Below are 14,566 nucleotides of genomic sequence, written 5' to 3'. Positions count from 1 at the left end.
GGCGCCTGCGCAGAGGGCAGCCGGCCAGGCGGTGTTTTCGAATATCGACCTGGTCGCGCCGCAAGGCAAATACGGCTGGATCAACGACAACGTGTATGTCGGCACGCTCGACAGTCTGCGGCCCGGCCGCGACGCCGTTCTCATCCGTATCTACAGGCTGCAGTAATGCGCGCTGCGCAGCGCGTCCATAAAAACGAGGAGATATCGTGTCGTCATCGACAACTCAGGCGCCGTCCAGCAGGACGGCGGGTACGGCGTGGGTGCTCGGCCTCTGTCTGGTCGTGGCTGTTCTGGAAGGACTCGACCTGCAGTCCACTGGCGTTGCGGCGCCGCGCATGGCGCGTGAATTCGGGCTTTCCGTGCGCCAGTTGGGCATCGCGTTCAGTGCGGGGATGTTCGGGCTGCTGCCAGGCGCCATGCTGGGCGGCCGTCTTGCCGACCTGATCGGCCGCAAGCGCGTGTTGCTGATTTCGATGGTGGCATTTGGCGCATTCTCGCTACTGACGGCCCAGACGTCCACATTCGCAACCTTGCTGCTCGCGCGCTTGTTGACGGGTTTGGGGCTGGGCGGCGCGATGCCTAACCTGATCGCGCTTTCGGCGGAAGCGGTGCCGCAACGGCTGCGCAACACGGCAGTGAGCGTCATGTACTGCGGCATGCCGATAGGCGGCGCGCTGGCCGCCTTGATCGGCGTATTGAGCGCGGGCGATACCGAATGGCGCCACATCTTTTACGCGGGCGGTTTCGGGCCGCTCATCATCGCACCGGCGATTCTTGCGTGGCTGCCCGAGTCGAACGCCTATCGTGCGGCGAGTTCGAACGCGCAGGCCATGCACGGCGGACCGCCATCGACGCTACGTGTGCTGTTCGGCGATGGGCGTGCCGCCGTGACCGCGCAGATCTGGATCAGCTTCTTCTGCACGCTGATCGTCCTGTATTTCCTGCTGAACTGGCTGCCCTCGCTGATCGTGAGCCGGGGACTCACGCGCGGCCAGGCGGGCATTACGCAAATTCTGTTCAACGTCGGCAGCGTGGTCGGCGTGCTCGCGACAGGTACGCTGATGGACCGCGTGCGGCCGATGCGCGTCGTGGCCACCGTCTACGCAGGCATCGCCGTCTCGCTGTTCATGCTGGCGGGCGCGGGCGATATGCTGTGGCTTTCCTTGTCGGTGCTGCTGGCCGGCATGGGCGTGGTGGGCGCGCAGTCGATGCTCTACGCACTATCCGCAGCGAGCTACGAGACCGTCATGCGAGGCACTGGCGTGGGCGCGGCCGTTGCGGCGGGACGTATCGGGTCGATTGTCGGGCCGCTGGCAGCGGGGCAGCTGCTGGCTGGCGGCGCCAGCGCGACAACGGTGATTGCGGCGAGTATTCCAGTGACGGTGCTGGCGGCGATCGGCGCGTTGCTTGCGGTGCGCCGGACAGAAAGTTAGTGCTGCAGATATTTATTTAGCGGGCGCAGTATCGAACACCCATCGCAAGGCTCGGCATGCGATGGGTGTTTCGCATTCGACGGCTATATCGCGCGCAGATTGCGCACGCAGGTGTGCAGCAGCGTTTGAAGCGTCTGTGCCGTGGTCGGGGCGACGTCGTCGAGCATCGCGCGTTCGACCTGATCGACCGCCTCGTCGCAGGCATCGAGCAGTGTTTTTCCCGCGTCGGTCAACGAGAGCAGCACGACGCGCCGGTTCATCGGATCGGGCTCGCGGGCGACCCAGCCGCTGGCCTCCATCGTCTTCACGACCTCATTGGCCGATTGCGGCGTGATGAACGAGCGCTCGGCGATCTGGGCATTCGATGAACGGCCGCGCGCACGCAGCACCGACAGGGCCGTGTATTGCGGGAGCGTGAGGCCGTGCAGCACGAGCGCTTCAGCAAGACGTCGCGAGATGACGCGGTCGAGTTGGCCGATCAGGTAACTCAGGCGCATCGGCGGCACCGAGCGTTGCGTGGCATCGGCGCCGACGCCGGACAGGGCCGGTTGACTCGTTGGGGTGGAAGCGGCGACGGTGGATTTTCTGGCCATTGGCGATCAAAGGCGGTTCAGTCGTAGGTATTGGCTCGTATTTTACTGCATATATCAGGAAGCCTGATGGCATCGTGAAGTGCAGGACATGAAGCCGGTCAATACCTCTTCTGCGCCGATTGCGCGCGGCGCGCGCAGACGTATGCTAGCGCGAGCGCCGGCCACCGCTTCGACGCGGTTTGCCTATGCGTGCACGGGCGAGCGGGAGCGTGTCGTTTTTTTTGGACTTTCCGCCGCAACCTTCGCGTTTGTTGCGGGCACTTGCGTCTGCGCGCGTGCCTCATTCAACGCATCGCCCAGCGACTCGGCCGCAACCTGCAAGCCGAGATCGGCGGCGCTGATGACCGGGCTTTCGGCCATCACCACGGTGCGCCGGATGCAGTTGAAAAGCTCGCGCACGTTGCCGGGCCAATCGTATTGACGGAGCGCCACCAGCGCATCGGCGGAAAAGCCGCGAATCTTGTGCTGCGCTTCCTTTTTGTAGAGCGCAAGCGCATGTTGCGCGAGCATTTCGATATCCGCATCCCGTTCGCGCAGTGGCGGGTTGGTGATCTTCAGCACGCAAAGCCGGTGATAGAGATCGGCGCGAAACTTTCCTTGCGCCACGGCCGCTTCCAGATCCACATGGGTCGCCGAAATAATGCGGACGTCGACTTTAATCGGCGTATTGCTGCCAAGGCGCTCGAATGTGCCTTCCTGAAGAAAACGCAACAGGACCGCCTGACACGAATAAGGCATGTCGCCGATTTCGTCGAGAAAGAGCGTGCCTTTCGCCGCCGATTCGATGCGGCCGATCTTCTGTTGCATGGCGCCTGTGAATGCGCCGCGCTCGTGGCCGAATAATTCGGCCTGCAGCAGCGTCGTGGGAATGGCCGCGCAATTGATGGCGACATAGGGCTGGCGCGAGCGCGCTGAGCGATTGTGCACCGCGCGTGCCGCGAGTTCCTTGCCAGTGCCGGACTCGCCGCTGATGAAAACCGGCGCCGCCGTGCGCGCGCAGCGCTGAATGCCGCGGTAAAGCTCCTGCATGGATTCGCACTCGCCGATCATGTCGAACTGGCCGTGAGCGCGACGGCTGGTCAAGCGTTTCGTTTCTTCGACAGGCGCGGTAGCGCTTGATGCGTCGCGCAGTGTAGCCAGGCCATAGGCGTGGCCAATCGCGAACAGCAGGCTAGACTCGGGGTAGGGCGAGGTGATGAAGTCGTAGCAATGATCGAGGATGAACTGACGGGTCGCGACCGCATCGGATTGACCCGGCTGAACGAGCGCGATCCAGGTGACTTTCGTACGCCGCACGCACCTTTGCAATGCGCTCAACTGCTCGGGCGTGGCGTCGTGCGGCACCTCGATCAGGCCGACGCGCGACGCGACTTTCGTGATCGTTTCGGGTGCGGTTTCCGCGTCCGTTGGCAACACGACGACTTGCCATGCGGCTTTCGTCAGTAGTTCGACGATACGGCTGTCCGGATTGCCGGACACGTACAGGACCGCGCGTTCCGCCGCCAATGAAGCCGATAAGGTATCCATGTTCCCCCCGAACATTCGGCCTGCTCAAGCGGCAATTCACCGTGTTTACCCGGTGATGCTCGAATTTGTGCAGTGCCACACATAGATCTACCTTAATTCAAGGTCGTCGCAGTTTCAATCAGATCAAAACCGCATCAAGTTTTAGCGTAGTGGTTTTCCCCCGGGCGATGGCTGAACTGGCACCAGATTTCGCGCGACGTTATCGTCCCGCCGCGCGTACGCGGGTTGCCGTGCGTCGGCGCGCGAAGTCCAGTTTGGCAACCTGCTCGGTGCGCGTGCTGGACCGCCTGACGGGCAGCGTGCTGACCTTGTTTCTGGCCTGATAGCGCCGCCGCACCAGATAAACCGGACGGCCCTTGGTCTCGTGGTAAATACGACCGACATACTCGCCCACCACGCCGATCCCGATCAGCTCGATGCCGCCCATGAACAGCAGCACGGTGAGCAGCGATGCGTAGCCTGGCACCGGATTGCCGAACAGGATCGTGCGCCCGACGATGAAACCGCCATACAGAAACGCCCCGGCGGCGATGCTCAGGCCGATATAGGTCCAGCTGCGCAGCGGCACCGTGCTGAAGCTGGTAATGCCTTCGAGCGCGAAATTCCAGAGGCGCCAGCCTGAGAACTTCGAATGGCCGGCACTGCGCGCCTCGCGTTCGTAATCGACGATCACGGTCCGGTAGCCCAGCCACGCGAACAGGCCTTTCATGAAGCGCCGGCGCTCGGGCAGCCGCCGCAGCGCGTTGACGACTTCCCGATCCATCAGGCGGAAGTCGCCGACGTTCTCCGGCAGCTTCACGTCGGAGAGCGCGTTATGCACGCGGTAGTAGAGCCCGGCGGCCGTGCGCTTGGTCCAGGTATCGCAGGCGCGGTTGGTGCGCCGCGCGGCCACGACATCGGCTCCGGCGCGCCAGTGCTCGATCATCACCGGAATCAGACTGGGCGGGTCCTGAAGATCGGCATCGATGGGAATCACGGCGTCGCCGCAGGCCTCGTCGATGCCGGCCGTGAGCGCCGCTTCCTTGCCGAAGTTGCGGGTCAGGTCGATCACACGTATGCGCGCGTCTTTCGCACCCGCGCCGACGAGTTTATCGAGTGTGTCGTCGCTGCTGCCGTCGTTGATGCAGACGATCTCGAAGCGTATCGACGCGATGCATTCCAGCACCGGCACGATGCCTTCGAAAAAACGTTCGACGGCTTCGCCTTCGTTGTAGAACGGCACCACCATCGAAACAAGTGGTTTGCTGGTACGTGTGTTCATGATTCCCCCGGTTCAGCTCGCGCGGCGTGAGGCCGCGTCTTTTGCTGCTGGTTACTACGTTTGCGGTCGCGCTCAAACGGCTACTGGCGCTCGTAATGCTTGCGGTTCGCGCGTGCGGCGCAGGACGATCAGCAGCACGAGCAGCAGCGCGATAGGGCCGATTTGCGGCAACATCACATAGCGATTGAACAATTCGTAGATCGGCAACAGCCACGCCAGCACGATGACCGTCTGCTCGCCGCGCAGCCAGCCGGTGCGCAGGCCGCTGGCAAGCAGCCAGGCGAGCGTAAGTCCCAGCCAGGCCAGCTCGTAGTGCCACACATAAGGGTTGGAGATCAGCGTGGCCAGTGCGAGGATGGCGGCGCGCGCGCCGGCGTCGTGCGTTTTTCGCCAGATATGACATGCCGACGCAATCGCGAGCGTAGCTACGCCGCCCTGCAGCAGATACGCGACCGGCAACGGTACGTCGCCCAGCCGCAGCACGGCAAACGTAGTTGGCGAGGCGAGCCAGAAGTTGGCGCTATGTTCGAGGATGATGCTACGCGCGAGATCTGCCACGAGAAACGAGAGCTTGACCGTATGAAGGCCGAAGATCGCCACGCTCAGGCCCGCGCAGACCATGACGGTCACGGCGGCGCTGGCGAAGGCGCGCCACGCGCGCGTGGCGATCAGCACGAACGGGAAAATCATCGCCATCTGCGGCTTGATACATAGCAGTCCGATGCAAATCCCGGCGCGTACTGGATAGCGCTCGACCCAGCGCACGCCGAAAGCGGCAAGTGAGGCAGTGAGCAGCGAGTTCTGCCCGAACGTTGCGGCAACGAATACGCAAGGCGAGGTCGCCAGCAGCAGGACCGCAACGCGGGCATTGCCGCTCCAGCGCGAGAGGCGCGAGAGCGCAAGCGCGCCTTTGACATAGGCAAAGAGGCTTGCGCTGACGAAGAGCGCATAGGAAAGCAGGAAAGGCAGAAGCGCCAACGGCGTGACTACGGCAAGGAAAGTTGGCGGATAGAGCCACGGCAGGAACGAGTTCTTATCAACGCTGCCGAACAACGCGGCTTGCGCTGCGGAGAACGAGGTGAAGTTATAGACCTGCGCCGCGGTGCCATGAAGCAAGACGTGCGATGCGCTCCAGAAAACCGCGAAGTCGCCTGCCGGTCTGGCCGTGCCGGTCGCGAGAAAGCAGTTCGTGACGCGTGCCCACGTTGCAAAAAAGATGACGTAGAGAATGCACATCGTCACGCTGTACAGGACGAAGCGCTCGTGATTGAGCCAGCCTTGCGCACGCTTGCCAGCGCCGCCCGCCGATTGAAGTGGTAATTCCATTGCCACGCCCCCGCATGATCTGCCGATCCGGAGCAGCTTGTTCTCCGGTCGTGCGAATTGTTTAGTGCTGCATTTTAACGACTGATCGTGAAATTGCCTTTGCCGGTCCGGCGATTCGATCTAGACGTAATTTCTATCTCATCTCTGGCTTATCTATTACGCATGCACGTTCTCTCAATTGATTATGTGTAGAAATCGCGATGCGTTACAAGCCAGCAGATTCCAGCACATCAGGCGGCGGCGCGATGCTCACTGGTTTTTCCCCATTTGTCGGTTCAAAACCGGGGCGATGTTTCAGTGTTGTATCAACCGTGGCGGCCTTCCCTGCAGGCTGGCCAGGAAGGGTGTGCAAAGCAGCACAAAGACGGCCCAGGGAAAGTCCTGGGAAAAGCGGCTCAAACCGTTCATACAAAAGGCGATGGCGGCGTTGACGCGGTGGCACGCGCGCAAAGCCGATGTATCAGTTCAGTAACATTTTCGATTGCTGGCCATAGGCAGGGAAATCTTGCCGATTTGCCGGGAGGCCAATGTTTTCGGGCTTCCTGCAGAGCTGGCCCGTACCTTGCCTAGGACTGGTTACGCAGGTCGGCAGTATCGTGGACGAAACAGGCGCCACTGGCCTGACGCAAAGCACCGGCAAAGACCGGATGCCAATAGAAGCGAGGTTAGATCGGGGTATAAAAATGAGCTACGGGGCAATTACACGTTTCATCTTTTCACGCCGCTGCGCGCCAGCACGCTGGACGCTGGCCGCACGGCGCACTCTATTCCTTCACGCATTCATCGGCGGCGCGTTTGAACTTGCGCCTGCTGTTGCGATGCGCGCCATGCCGACATCGGCGACCCAGTCGTCCGCTTACCCGGCCAGGACCGTTCTGCCGCGTTGAGCCTGCTCGCCAGGCTTCTGCGCTCACTCGAAGTCGTTCAACCCCTGCGCCAATTCCGGCAATGGGATTTATGTAGTCATCCTAATGGAGTTAATCATGAAGAACATCATCGCCAAGGCCAGCCAATTCATCCGTGACGAAGACGGCATCAGCGCCATCGAATATGCGCTGCTCGGCTCGCTCATCGCACTCGCCATCATCGCGGCCGTTTCGGGACTTGCCACGAAGATTTCGACCGCTTTCAACACGATCGGCGACTCGATCTGAGTTGTGAGGCGGCGGACGAATCGCCGCTTGCGATTCGTCCGCTCCTCCTGAACTCCAGCATCGACACGAGACGAGGCACGCGATGTTTGTCGAACATCTTCCAGCGCAACCCATTCCGCTATGCGTGGTCGTGCTGGCCATCGTGACGGCCAGCACCGATCTCGTCGCGCGGCGCATTCCTAACCGCATTGTGCTGGGCGGTCTGATCGTCGCGCTGTTCGCGCAGGTCTGGTTGCTTGGCCCGCTCAAAGGCGGCGCGGCCTGGATCGAAGGCGCGCTTGCAGGGTTTGCGCTGCTGTTGCCGTTTTATCTGGTGCGCGGGATGGCCGCTGGCGACGTCAAGCTGATGATGACGATCGGCGCGTGGCTTGGGCCGGCCTTCGCATTGCACATCGTACTGGTGACGCTTCTGATTGGCGGCGTGTGGTCGATCGCCGTGATCGTGAAGCGGGGCAGGATAAAGGATTTGATGCGCCTGATCCACAGAATCAGCGCGCGCTGGCTGCCGAACGCCGTGTGGATCGGCGTCGCGCCACAGGCGCCCAATGAGAAACCCGCCTCGTTGGGCACGTTGCCCTACGGCGTGGCCATTGCGAGCGCAACGATCGGGGTGTTGTTCGCTGCGGTCTAGACGTCATCAACGAGGAGTTTTGCCATGAAGAACAGTCGTGCATTGGTCATGTTTGTTGTCGCCCTGGCGGCGGGCCTCGCGGCCGCGCTCTCGGCGTCCCGCTGGCTCGTGCAAACCTCGTCGAGCGGCGTCACGACCGTGGCGGTCGCCACCCAGGACATCAGCCTCGGTGAGCCGATCGAAGCGAACATGGTCCAGACCATCAGCTGGCCGGCCGGCAGCGTGCCTGTCGGTGCCTTCAAGGATGCGAAGCTGCTGGAAGGCCGCGTCGTGCGCGCAAGCGTCTCGAAGGGGGAACCGGTGATCGAGGCGCGGCTCGCGCCCGCTGGCACCAAGGGCGGTTTGTCCGCCGTCATCGCCGAAGGCAAGCGCGCCATTACCGTGCGCGTCAATGATGTGGTCGGCGTGGCGGGATTCGCACTGCCAGGTAATTACGTGGATGTGATCGTCAACACCCAGGAGCCGGGCCGGACCGATCAGTTGAGCATTTCCAAAACCGTGCTCGAGAAGATTCTGGTGCTGGCTGTGGCGCAGCAGGTTAGCCGCGAGGATACGGCGCCGAAGGTAGTCGATGCCGTCACGCTGGAAGTCACGCCGCAACAGGCCGAGAAACTCGATCTGGCGCGCAGCGTGGGCACGTTGTCGCTCGTGTTGCGCAACCAGGTGGACGAGAAGGGCCTCGCAACGGACGGCGCGACCAAGGACACGCTGCTGGGCACCGCCGTGCCGGTGGCGGCGCCCGCGCCAGTGAAGCCGACCCGCGTTCGCTATGCCGAGCATCGCGCGCCAAAGCGCGATTGCATCAACGTGATCTCGGGCGTCACCAGCAGCCAGGAATGCTTCTGAGCGCGGCTGTATGAAAAAGCGTGGCGCGCGACCGGGCGCACCCGCAGCAAGTCCGGCAACAGAAAGATAGATAAACAGACAAACAAGCAGATAGACATGAATCGGGGGCAATCCGTCATGAAAACAGCACTGCATCACCCACCGCGGCGCGCAGGCCTGCGCCGCACTCCGCTTGCCGCGGCCATGACAGCCTGGGTCAGCGCAGGGCTGCTGATGGCGCAGCCTGCCCGCGCCACGGACGGGGATGAGAATACGCAGGCAGCGAAGACGGTTGCCGCGCCCGCATCGCTCCCGCACGGGCCGGTGCAGATGACCATCAGCATGACGCCGGTTCCCGCCAACGCGTCGGCTCCCGCTGCGGCACCCACGGGCCCGTTGCGCGGCCCGAACTGCACCGGACCGATCCGTGGCGAAAACACCGTGGTCGTGCCGCTGGGCAAATCGGTGCTTGTGCCGCTCGACGAGCCGGTGCTCAATCGCACGCTTGGCAACCCTGCCGTTGCGCAGGCAACCATGTTGTCGCCGCGCACGCTCTATCTGGTCGGCCAGTCCGTGGGCACGACCAATATGATCGTGCAGGGGCGGGGCGGCTCGTGCCAGATCATCGACGTGGTGGTGAATGTCGATGCCGGCGGCCTGATGTCGTCGCTCGCCCAACTGCTGCCCAACGAGCATGACGTGCGCGTCACGACGGCGGGCGACAACCTCGTGCTCTCGGGCCGCGTCTCGACCGCGCAGGCGGCGCAGCAGATCGTCGAGATCGCGAAGGTCTACAGCACGCATGCCGCGGGCGCAGACGGCAAGGGCGGCGGCGTACTGAATATGCTGAGCGTCGATTCGCCTCAGCAAGTCATGCTCGAAGTGAAAGTCGCGGAGGTCGACAAGACACTGATCGATCAACTGGGCGCGGCGGTCAATATCCAGGGCGGTTTCGGCTCGTGGACCGGTGCGCTCGTGAGCAATCTGCTGGCGGGCGTGTCTAGCGCCATCGGTTTCAGCAAGGCGAACAACAAGCCCTTGTCCTTCGCCGTCGATGCGCAAAAGACCGACAGCCTCGTGAAGATTCTCGCAGAGCCGAATCTGGTCACCATCAGCGGTCAGGAGGCCACTTTCCTCGCGGGCGGCGAAGTGTTCATTCCGGTGCCGCAGAGCGTCGGCGGAACCTCCAGTTCCATCATCCTGCAGCAGGAGGAGTTCGGCATCGGGCTGAAATTCACGCCCACCGTGCTCGGCAACGGCAAGATCAATCTGCGCGTCGCGCCGGAAGTCTCCGAGCTGTCGTCGACCGGCGTCACGCTGAGCGCGGCCAATGCGGGCAGCGTGTCGATTCTGCCGCTCATCACGACGCGCCGCGCGTCCACTACAGTGCAGATGAACGATGGCGAATCGTTCGCGATCGGCGGGCTTATCAAGAACAACGTGACCGGTTCGCTCAAGGCGCTGCCGGGCATCGGCGAAGTGCCGGTGCTCGGGGCGTTGCTGCGCAGCACGTCGTTCCAGCAGGACCGCACCGAGCTGGTGTTCGTCATTACGCCGCATCTGGTCAAGCCGTTGCCGATGTCGAATCCGCCGCTGCCGACGGATAGCTTTGTGACGCCCAACGAAGCCGATGTCTACGCCACCGGCAACATGGAAGGACGCGGTGCAGCGCACCCGAACGGCGCCAGCGCCACACCGGCTACGCCCGCTGCGCCCGCGTTGCCGATTCAGAGCACGCAGCCGTCCGCCGCTATCGCCGCGCCCGCCAACGTCGCGGGGGTCTCGACCGAGGGCGCTGCACAAGCCGGCGTCGCACTCAAGCAGTGATGAAAAGGGGAATCTCATGAAACTCGAATGCCTTCGCATCGCTCGTTTGTTCGTGCCATTGGCGACGGTTTGTACTGCGCTCGGTGGCTGCATGACCAGCACGCCGGTCTGGGATGCTCATTTTGGCGAAGCCGTGCGCACCAACACGCAGGCGCAGATCATCGACCCGCATGCGAGCGAGCACAATCCATCGACGCAGGGTGTCGATGGCCAGTCGGCGGTCTCCGCGATGACCCAGTACGACAAGCTGTTCTCGGCGCCACCGGTTTCGTCCAACCCCTACACCATCGGCGTGAGCAGTGGTATGGGCGGCGGAATCTCAGGTGGTCAGTAGTGCAGATTGTTGAAGAAAGAAGCATCGAACAAAGCATCGAACAAGGGTAAGCGCCATGATCGACATTCTTATACTCTCGACAGACTCCGCCAGGCTCGCACAGATCATGAATCTGGTCGGTGAGTGCGGAAACTACCGGACCACCCGCGTAGTCGGTGATGCCTCTGTGCTGCTCGAGCGAGGCGACAGCCTGGATTTGTTCGATATGCTGATCGTCGATGCTTCTTCACTCGACGAGGTGTCGCTCGCGTCCACCGCGCGCCTGTGTCGCGAGCACAAGCATCTGACCTGTATCCAGGTTGCGCCCGATGCGTCGCCAGATACCGTGATCGCAGCGATGCGCGCGGGCTTTCGCGACGTGCTGAGCTGGCCGCTCGGCCGGCACTCGCTGGAAGATGCGCTCCTGCGCGCACAAACGCAGCACAGTCAGCGTAACGCACGCGAGACCCAGGTGGTGTCGTTCGTTTCGTGCAAGGGTGGCGTGGGCACGAGTTTCATCGCCAGCAATGTCGCCCATGCGCTCTCGACCCAGCGCGGCAAGCGCGTGCTGCTGGTCGATCTTTGCCAGCTATTCGGCGACGCCGCGTTTCTCGTCACCGACGAAACGCCGCCTTCCACGCTGCCGCAGATGTGCGCGGAGGTGGAACGCATGGACGGCGCGTTCTTCGGGGCGAGCATCGTGCATGTGAGCGAGAGCTTCGACATCCTTGCCGGCGCGGGCGATCCGGTCAAAGCGGCCGATATCAAGGTGGACCGGTTCGAATGGATTCTCGGCCTGGCCGTGCCACGCTACGACTTTGTGATCGTCGATGTCGGGCAGACGCTCAATCCGCTGTCGATACTCGCGCTCGATCGCAGCACGCAGATTCACCTGGTCTTGCAGGCCACCATGCCAGGCGTGCGCGCCGCGCGGCGTCTCCAGGAGATTCTGGCTTCGCTGGGCTATGCGCCGAACCAGTTGCGCCTGCTGTTGAACCGCTACACGCGCCATGACGAACGCACGCGGGCCGCGCTCGAACAGGTGCTGGGAATGAAGCCGCATCACGTCATCGCCGAGGACGCGCGCGCCGTGCTGGCGGCCGTGAATCAGGGGGCGCCGGTTGCGAAAGCGGGTAACGGAAGCGTCGCTCGCAGCGTTCAGGAAATCGCGGCGCAGATTGCGGGGAATACCGCCGCACCGGCGCAGGACAAACCAAAGACCCGATCGTTGTTCGCGCGTCTGCGCGGCGACGTCCTTCAGTCTGGAGCCCGCCATGTCGCTTCGTGATCACATCAGCGCACAACGCGTGCCGTTCGTCGAGCGTGGCGAGTCGTCGAACGCAGCGCCCGGTCTGCAGCGCGCCGCGTATCAGAAGCTCAAGCGCGACGTTCATCAGGCAGTGCTGGATCGCGTGGAACTGGAGCGTCTGGCGCGCCTGCCTGCCGATCAGGTGCGCCAGGAGATCGCAACGCTCATTGCACGCATACTCGAAGACCAGAAAGTACCGGCCAACGATCTCGAACGACGCCAGTTGGTGAGCGACGTCTACGATGAAATGTTCGGCTTCGGCCCGCTCGAAGTGCTGCTGCGCGATCCCACGATCTCGGACATTCTCGTCAATACCGGCACTCAGATTTATATTGAACGAAAAGGCCGGCTCGAACTGAGCGACGTCACGTTCTACGACGACGCGCATCTGATGAAAGTGATCGAAAAAATCGTATCGCGCGTGGGCCGCCGTATCGACGAATCGAGCCCGATGGTCGATGCGCGTCTGCCCGATGGCTCGCGTCTGAACGCGATCATTCCGCCTGCGGCCGTGGACGGGCCGTTGATTTCGATCCGGCGTTTTTCGGCCACGCCCTTGCAGGTCAAGGATCTGATTGCGCTGCAAACCCTCACGCCGCCGATGGCCGAAGTGCTCGACGGCCTCGCGCGCGCGAAGATCAATATTCTGGTTTCGGGCGGCACGGGCAGCGGCAAGACCACCTTGCTCAATCTGCTGTCGGGTTTCATTCCCGCCGATGAGCGCATCGTGACGATCGAGGACGCTGCGGAACTGCAACTGCGCCAACCCCACGTTTTGAGGCTCGAAACGCGTCCCGAGAACATCGAAGGCCGCGGCGAAATCACCCAGCGCACGCTCGTAAAGAACGCGCTGCGTATGCGCCCGGATCGCATTATCCTGGGTGAAGTGCGTGGCGCAGAAGCGCTCGACATGCTCAATGCGATGAATACGGGCCACGAAGGCTCGCTCGCCACGATCCACGCGAATACCCCGCGCGATGCACTCACGCGCCTCGAAAACATGATCGGCATGGGCGGTCTTGCGCTGCCGCCGAAGACCATGCGCCAGCAGATCGCCTCGGCGATTACGGTGGTGGTGCAGGTGGCGCGCCTGACCGACGGGCGGCGCAAGATCATCAGCGTATCGGAGTTGACCGGCATGGAAGGCGACATGATCAACATGCAGGAGATCTTCACGTTCCGGCGCAGCGGCGTCGATACGAATGGCAACGTGCGCGGCGCCTTTCATGCGACGGGGGTACGTCCCAAGTTTTCCGAGCGCCTGGAGGCGTTCGGCGTTCATCTGGCCGATGCGACCTACGACCCGGCGCGGCGTTTCGAGGCCGCGTGAAATGGGTCATCGGCTTGCATTCAGCGTTGTGCTTGATTCGTGACCGGAGACCTGCATGAGTCCGATCTTCTATGCGACCGTGGTTCTGCTGTTCGTCGCCGTGGTGCTGGCGATGGAGGGCGCGTATATCTGGTGGAACAGCCGTCACGGCCCGGTCGCGCGCCGTGTCGAGTCGCGCATTCGGGCGATTTCGGCGGGCGCGCCGCTCAGCAACGAGCGTTTGTCGATCCTTAAGCAAGGCACGTTCAGCGATGCGACGCCGTTCGAGCGCGCGCTGAGGCTTTTGCCGCGTGTGCAGGGTATCGACCGTTTCCTGCAGCAGGCCGGCGTGCGGTGGTCGGTGGCGCGCCTGGTGACGACGTGCGCGGTGTTTCCGCCGGTGGTGTTCTCGATCGCCGTGTTTTCGCCGGCGCCACTGCCAGTCATCGCGATGCTCGCGCTTCTCTCGGCATCGCTGCCGGTCCTTTATGTGCGGCGTCGGCGCGCAAAGCGGCTGCGTCAACTCGAACGGCAATTGCCGGAAGCTTGCGACATGCTGGCGCGCGCGCTGCGCTCCGGGCACGCGTTCAGTCTCGCAATCGACATGGTCGGTACTGAATTCGCCGAACCGATGGGCAGTGAATTTCGCGCCACGTTCGACGAAATCAACTATGGCGTCTCGCTCAATGAAGCGCTCGCGAATCTGGCGACGCGCGTGCCGATTCGCGATTTGCGCTACTTCGTGATCGCCGTGCTGATCCAGCGCGAGACCGGCGGCAATCTGGCCGAGGTGCTCGACGGCATTACCGTGCTGATACGCGAGCGTTTCAAGCTGTTCGACAAAGTCCGCGTGCTTTCTGCCGAAGGCAGGCTCTCCGCCTGGGTGCTTGGCCTGCTGCCGTTCATCGTCGGCACGTTGATGATGTTCCTGAATCCCGGCTTCCTGCAGGTGCTCTGGCAGGATCCGATGGGCCTGAAGATGATGGTGTCGGCGCTGTCGAGCATGGTGTTCGGCGTCATGTGGATGTCGCGCGTCGTGGCGCTGCGCGTGTGAGCGC

Annotated in this window: 13 protein-coding genes; 9 read left to right on the top strand and 4 right to left on the bottom strand. The window is 62.8% G+C overall.

Translation table 11 applies throughout. The annotated features are described in order from the left end of the window. Window positions 1-206 precede the first annotated feature (206 nt). Complete coding sequence (mhpT, locus tag VG320_RS31005) at window positions 207-1,433, top strand: 3-(3-hydroxy-phenyl)propionate transporter MhpT (RefSeq protein WP_414696176.1); 1,227 nt, start codon at window positions 207-209, stop codon at window positions 1,431-1,433. Window positions 1,434-1,516: 83 nt separating this feature from the next. Here the strand turns inward: mhpT and VG320_RS31000 are convergent, their stop codons facing one another. From VG320_RS31000 to VG320_RS30985, 4 genes are all read right to left on the bottom strand, one after another. Further along, complete coding sequence (locus VG320_RS31000) at window positions 1,517-2,026, bottom strand: MarR family transcriptional regulator (protein WP_327203885.1); 510 nt, start codon at window positions 2,024-2,026, stop codon at window positions 1,517-1,519. 183 nt (window positions 2,027-2,209) lie between these two features. Beyond that, entirely contained in the window at window positions 2,210-3,553 is a 1,344-nt protein-coding gene (locus tag VG320_RS30995; protein ID WP_327203884.1) for a sigma-54 dependent transcriptional regulator, read from the bottom strand. A gap of 199 nt (window positions 3,554-3,752) precedes the next feature. Then, window positions 3,753-4,814, bottom strand: coding sequence for a glycosyltransferase family 2 protein (locus VG320_RS30990; protein WP_327203883.1), 1,062 nt, complete (start codon window positions 4,812-4,814; stop codon window positions 3,753-3,755). A 72-nt stretch (window positions 4,815-4,886) separates the two neighbouring features. Beyond that, window positions 4,887-6,140 (bottom strand): glycosyltransferase family 87 protein, encoded by a 1,254-nt coding sequence (locus VG320_RS30985; protein WP_327203882.1) that lies wholly within the window; start codon window positions 6,138-6,140, stop codon window positions 4,887-4,889. Between the two features lie 983 nt (window positions 6,141-7,123). Between VG320_RS30985 and VG320_RS30980 the strand changes: the two genes are divergently transcribed. The 8 genes from VG320_RS30980 to VG320_RS30945 all read left to right on the top strand — a co-directional run bounded on the left by VG320_RS30980 (window position 7,124) and on the right by VG320_RS30945 (window position 14,562). Continuing rightward, complete coding sequence (locus tag VG320_RS30980) at window positions 7,124-7,294, top strand: Flp family type IVb pilin (protein WP_167056941.1); 171 nt, start codon at window positions 7,124-7,126, stop codon at window positions 7,292-7,294. An 82-nt stretch (window positions 7,295-7,376) separates the two neighbouring features. Beyond that, on the top strand, window positions 7,377-7,925 hold the full coding sequence (locus VG320_RS30975; protein WP_327203881.1) for an A24 family peptidase: 549 nt from the start codon (window positions 7,377-7,379) through the stop codon (window positions 7,923-7,925). A gap of 24 nt (window positions 7,926-7,949) precedes the next feature. Continuing rightward, window positions 7,950-8,771: a Flp pilus assembly protein CpaB gene (cpaB, locus tag VG320_RS30970; protein WP_327203880.1), complete on the top strand. Its 822-nt coding sequence runs from the start codon at window positions 7,950-7,952 to the stop codon at window positions 8,769-8,771. A gap of 117 nt (window positions 8,772-8,888) precedes the next feature. Then, window positions 8,889-10,577 carry a type II and III secretion system protein family protein gene (locus tag VG320_RS30965; protein ID WP_414696175.1) on the top strand — a complete coding sequence of 563 codons (1,689 nt, stop codon included), beginning with the start codon at window positions 8,889-8,891 and terminating at the stop codon, window positions 10,575-10,577. A gap of 16 nt (window positions 10,578-10,593) precedes the next feature. Further along, window positions 10,594-10,911: a hypothetical protein gene (locus VG320_RS30960; RefSeq protein ID WP_327203879.1), complete on the top strand. Its 318-nt coding sequence runs from the start codon at window positions 10,594-10,596 to the stop codon at window positions 10,909-10,911. 55 nt (window positions 10,912-10,966) lie between these two features. After that, window positions 10,967-12,178: an AAA family ATPase gene (locus VG320_RS30955; RefSeq protein ID WP_327203878.1), complete on the top strand. Its 1,212-nt coding sequence runs from the start codon at window positions 10,967-10,969 to the stop codon at window positions 12,176-12,178. Beyond that, window positions 12,165-13,529: a CpaF family protein gene (locus tag VG320_RS30950; RefSeq protein ID WP_327203877.1), complete on the top strand. Its 1,365-nt coding sequence runs from the start codon at window positions 12,165-12,167 to the stop codon at window positions 13,527-13,529. Before VG320_RS30955 ends, VG320_RS30950 begins: the two co-directional genes overlap by 14 nt. A gap of 55 nt (window positions 13,530-13,584) precedes the next feature. Next, window positions 13,585-14,562: a type II secretion system F family protein gene (locus tag VG320_RS30945; protein WP_327203876.1), complete on the top strand. Its 978-nt coding sequence runs from the start codon at window positions 13,585-13,587 to the stop codon at window positions 14,560-14,562. Window positions 14,563-14,566 lie beyond the last annotated feature (4 nt).

Origin of the sequence: Paraburkholderia sp. (genome assembly GCF_035948235.1) — a bacterium.
Taxonomy (GTDB): domain Bacteria; phylum Pseudomonadota; class Gammaproteobacteria; order Burkholderiales; family Burkholderiaceae; genus Paraburkholderia.
The sequence above is the reverse complement of the archived record's forward strand: the minus strand, read 5'-3'. Positions and strand labels throughout refer to the sequence as shown.

Bases quoted from the DNA above. Each gene is read 5' to 3' on its own strand.
- VG320_RS30995 (WP_327203884.1), bottom strand. From the start codon at position 3,553: ATGGATACCTTATCGGCTTCATTGGCGGCGGAACGCGCGGTCCTGTAC.
- VG320_RS30980 (WP_167056941.1), top strand. From the start codon at position 7,124: ATGAAGAACATCATCGCCAAGGCCAGCCAATTCATCCGTGACGAAGAC.
- VG320_RS30955 (WP_327203878.1), top strand. From the start codon at position 10,967: ATGATCGACATTCTTATACTCTCGACAGACTCCGCCAGGCTCGCACAG.
- VG320_RS30960 (WP_327203879.1), top strand. From the start codon at position 10,594: ATGAAACTCGAATGCCTTCGCATCGCTCGTTTGTTCGTGCCATTGGCG.
- VG320_RS30990 (WP_327203883.1), bottom strand. From the start codon at position 4,814: ATGAACACACGTACCAGCAAACCACTTGTTTCGATGGTGGTGCCGTTC.
- VG320_RS30945 (WP_327203876.1), top strand. From the start codon at position 13,585: ATGAGTCCGATCTTCTATGCGACCGTGGTTCTGCTGTTCGTCGCCGTG.
- VG320_RS30985 (WP_327203882.1), bottom strand. From the start codon at position 6,140: ATGGAATTACCACTTCAATCGGCGGGCGGCGCTGGCAAGCGTGCGCAA.
- VG320_RS30965 (WP_414696175.1), top strand. From the start codon at position 8,889: ATGAAAACAGCACTGCATCACCCACCGCGGCGCGCAGGCCTGCGCCGC.
- VG320_RS31000 (WP_327203885.1), bottom strand. From the start codon at position 2,026: ATGGCCAGAAAATCCACCGTCGCCGCTTCCACCCCAACGAGTCAACCG.
- VG320_RS30950 (WP_327203877.1), top strand. From the start codon at position 12,165: ATGTCGCTTCGTGATCACATCAGCGCACAACGCGTGCCGTTCGTCGAG.
- VG320_RS30975 (WP_327203881.1), top strand. From the start codon at position 7,377: ATGTTTGTCGAACATCTTCCAGCGCAACCCATTCCGCTATGCGTGGTC.
- cpaB (WP_327203880.1), top strand. From the start codon at position 7,950: ATGAAGAACAGTCGTGCATTGGTCATGTTTGTTGTCGCCCTGGCGGCG.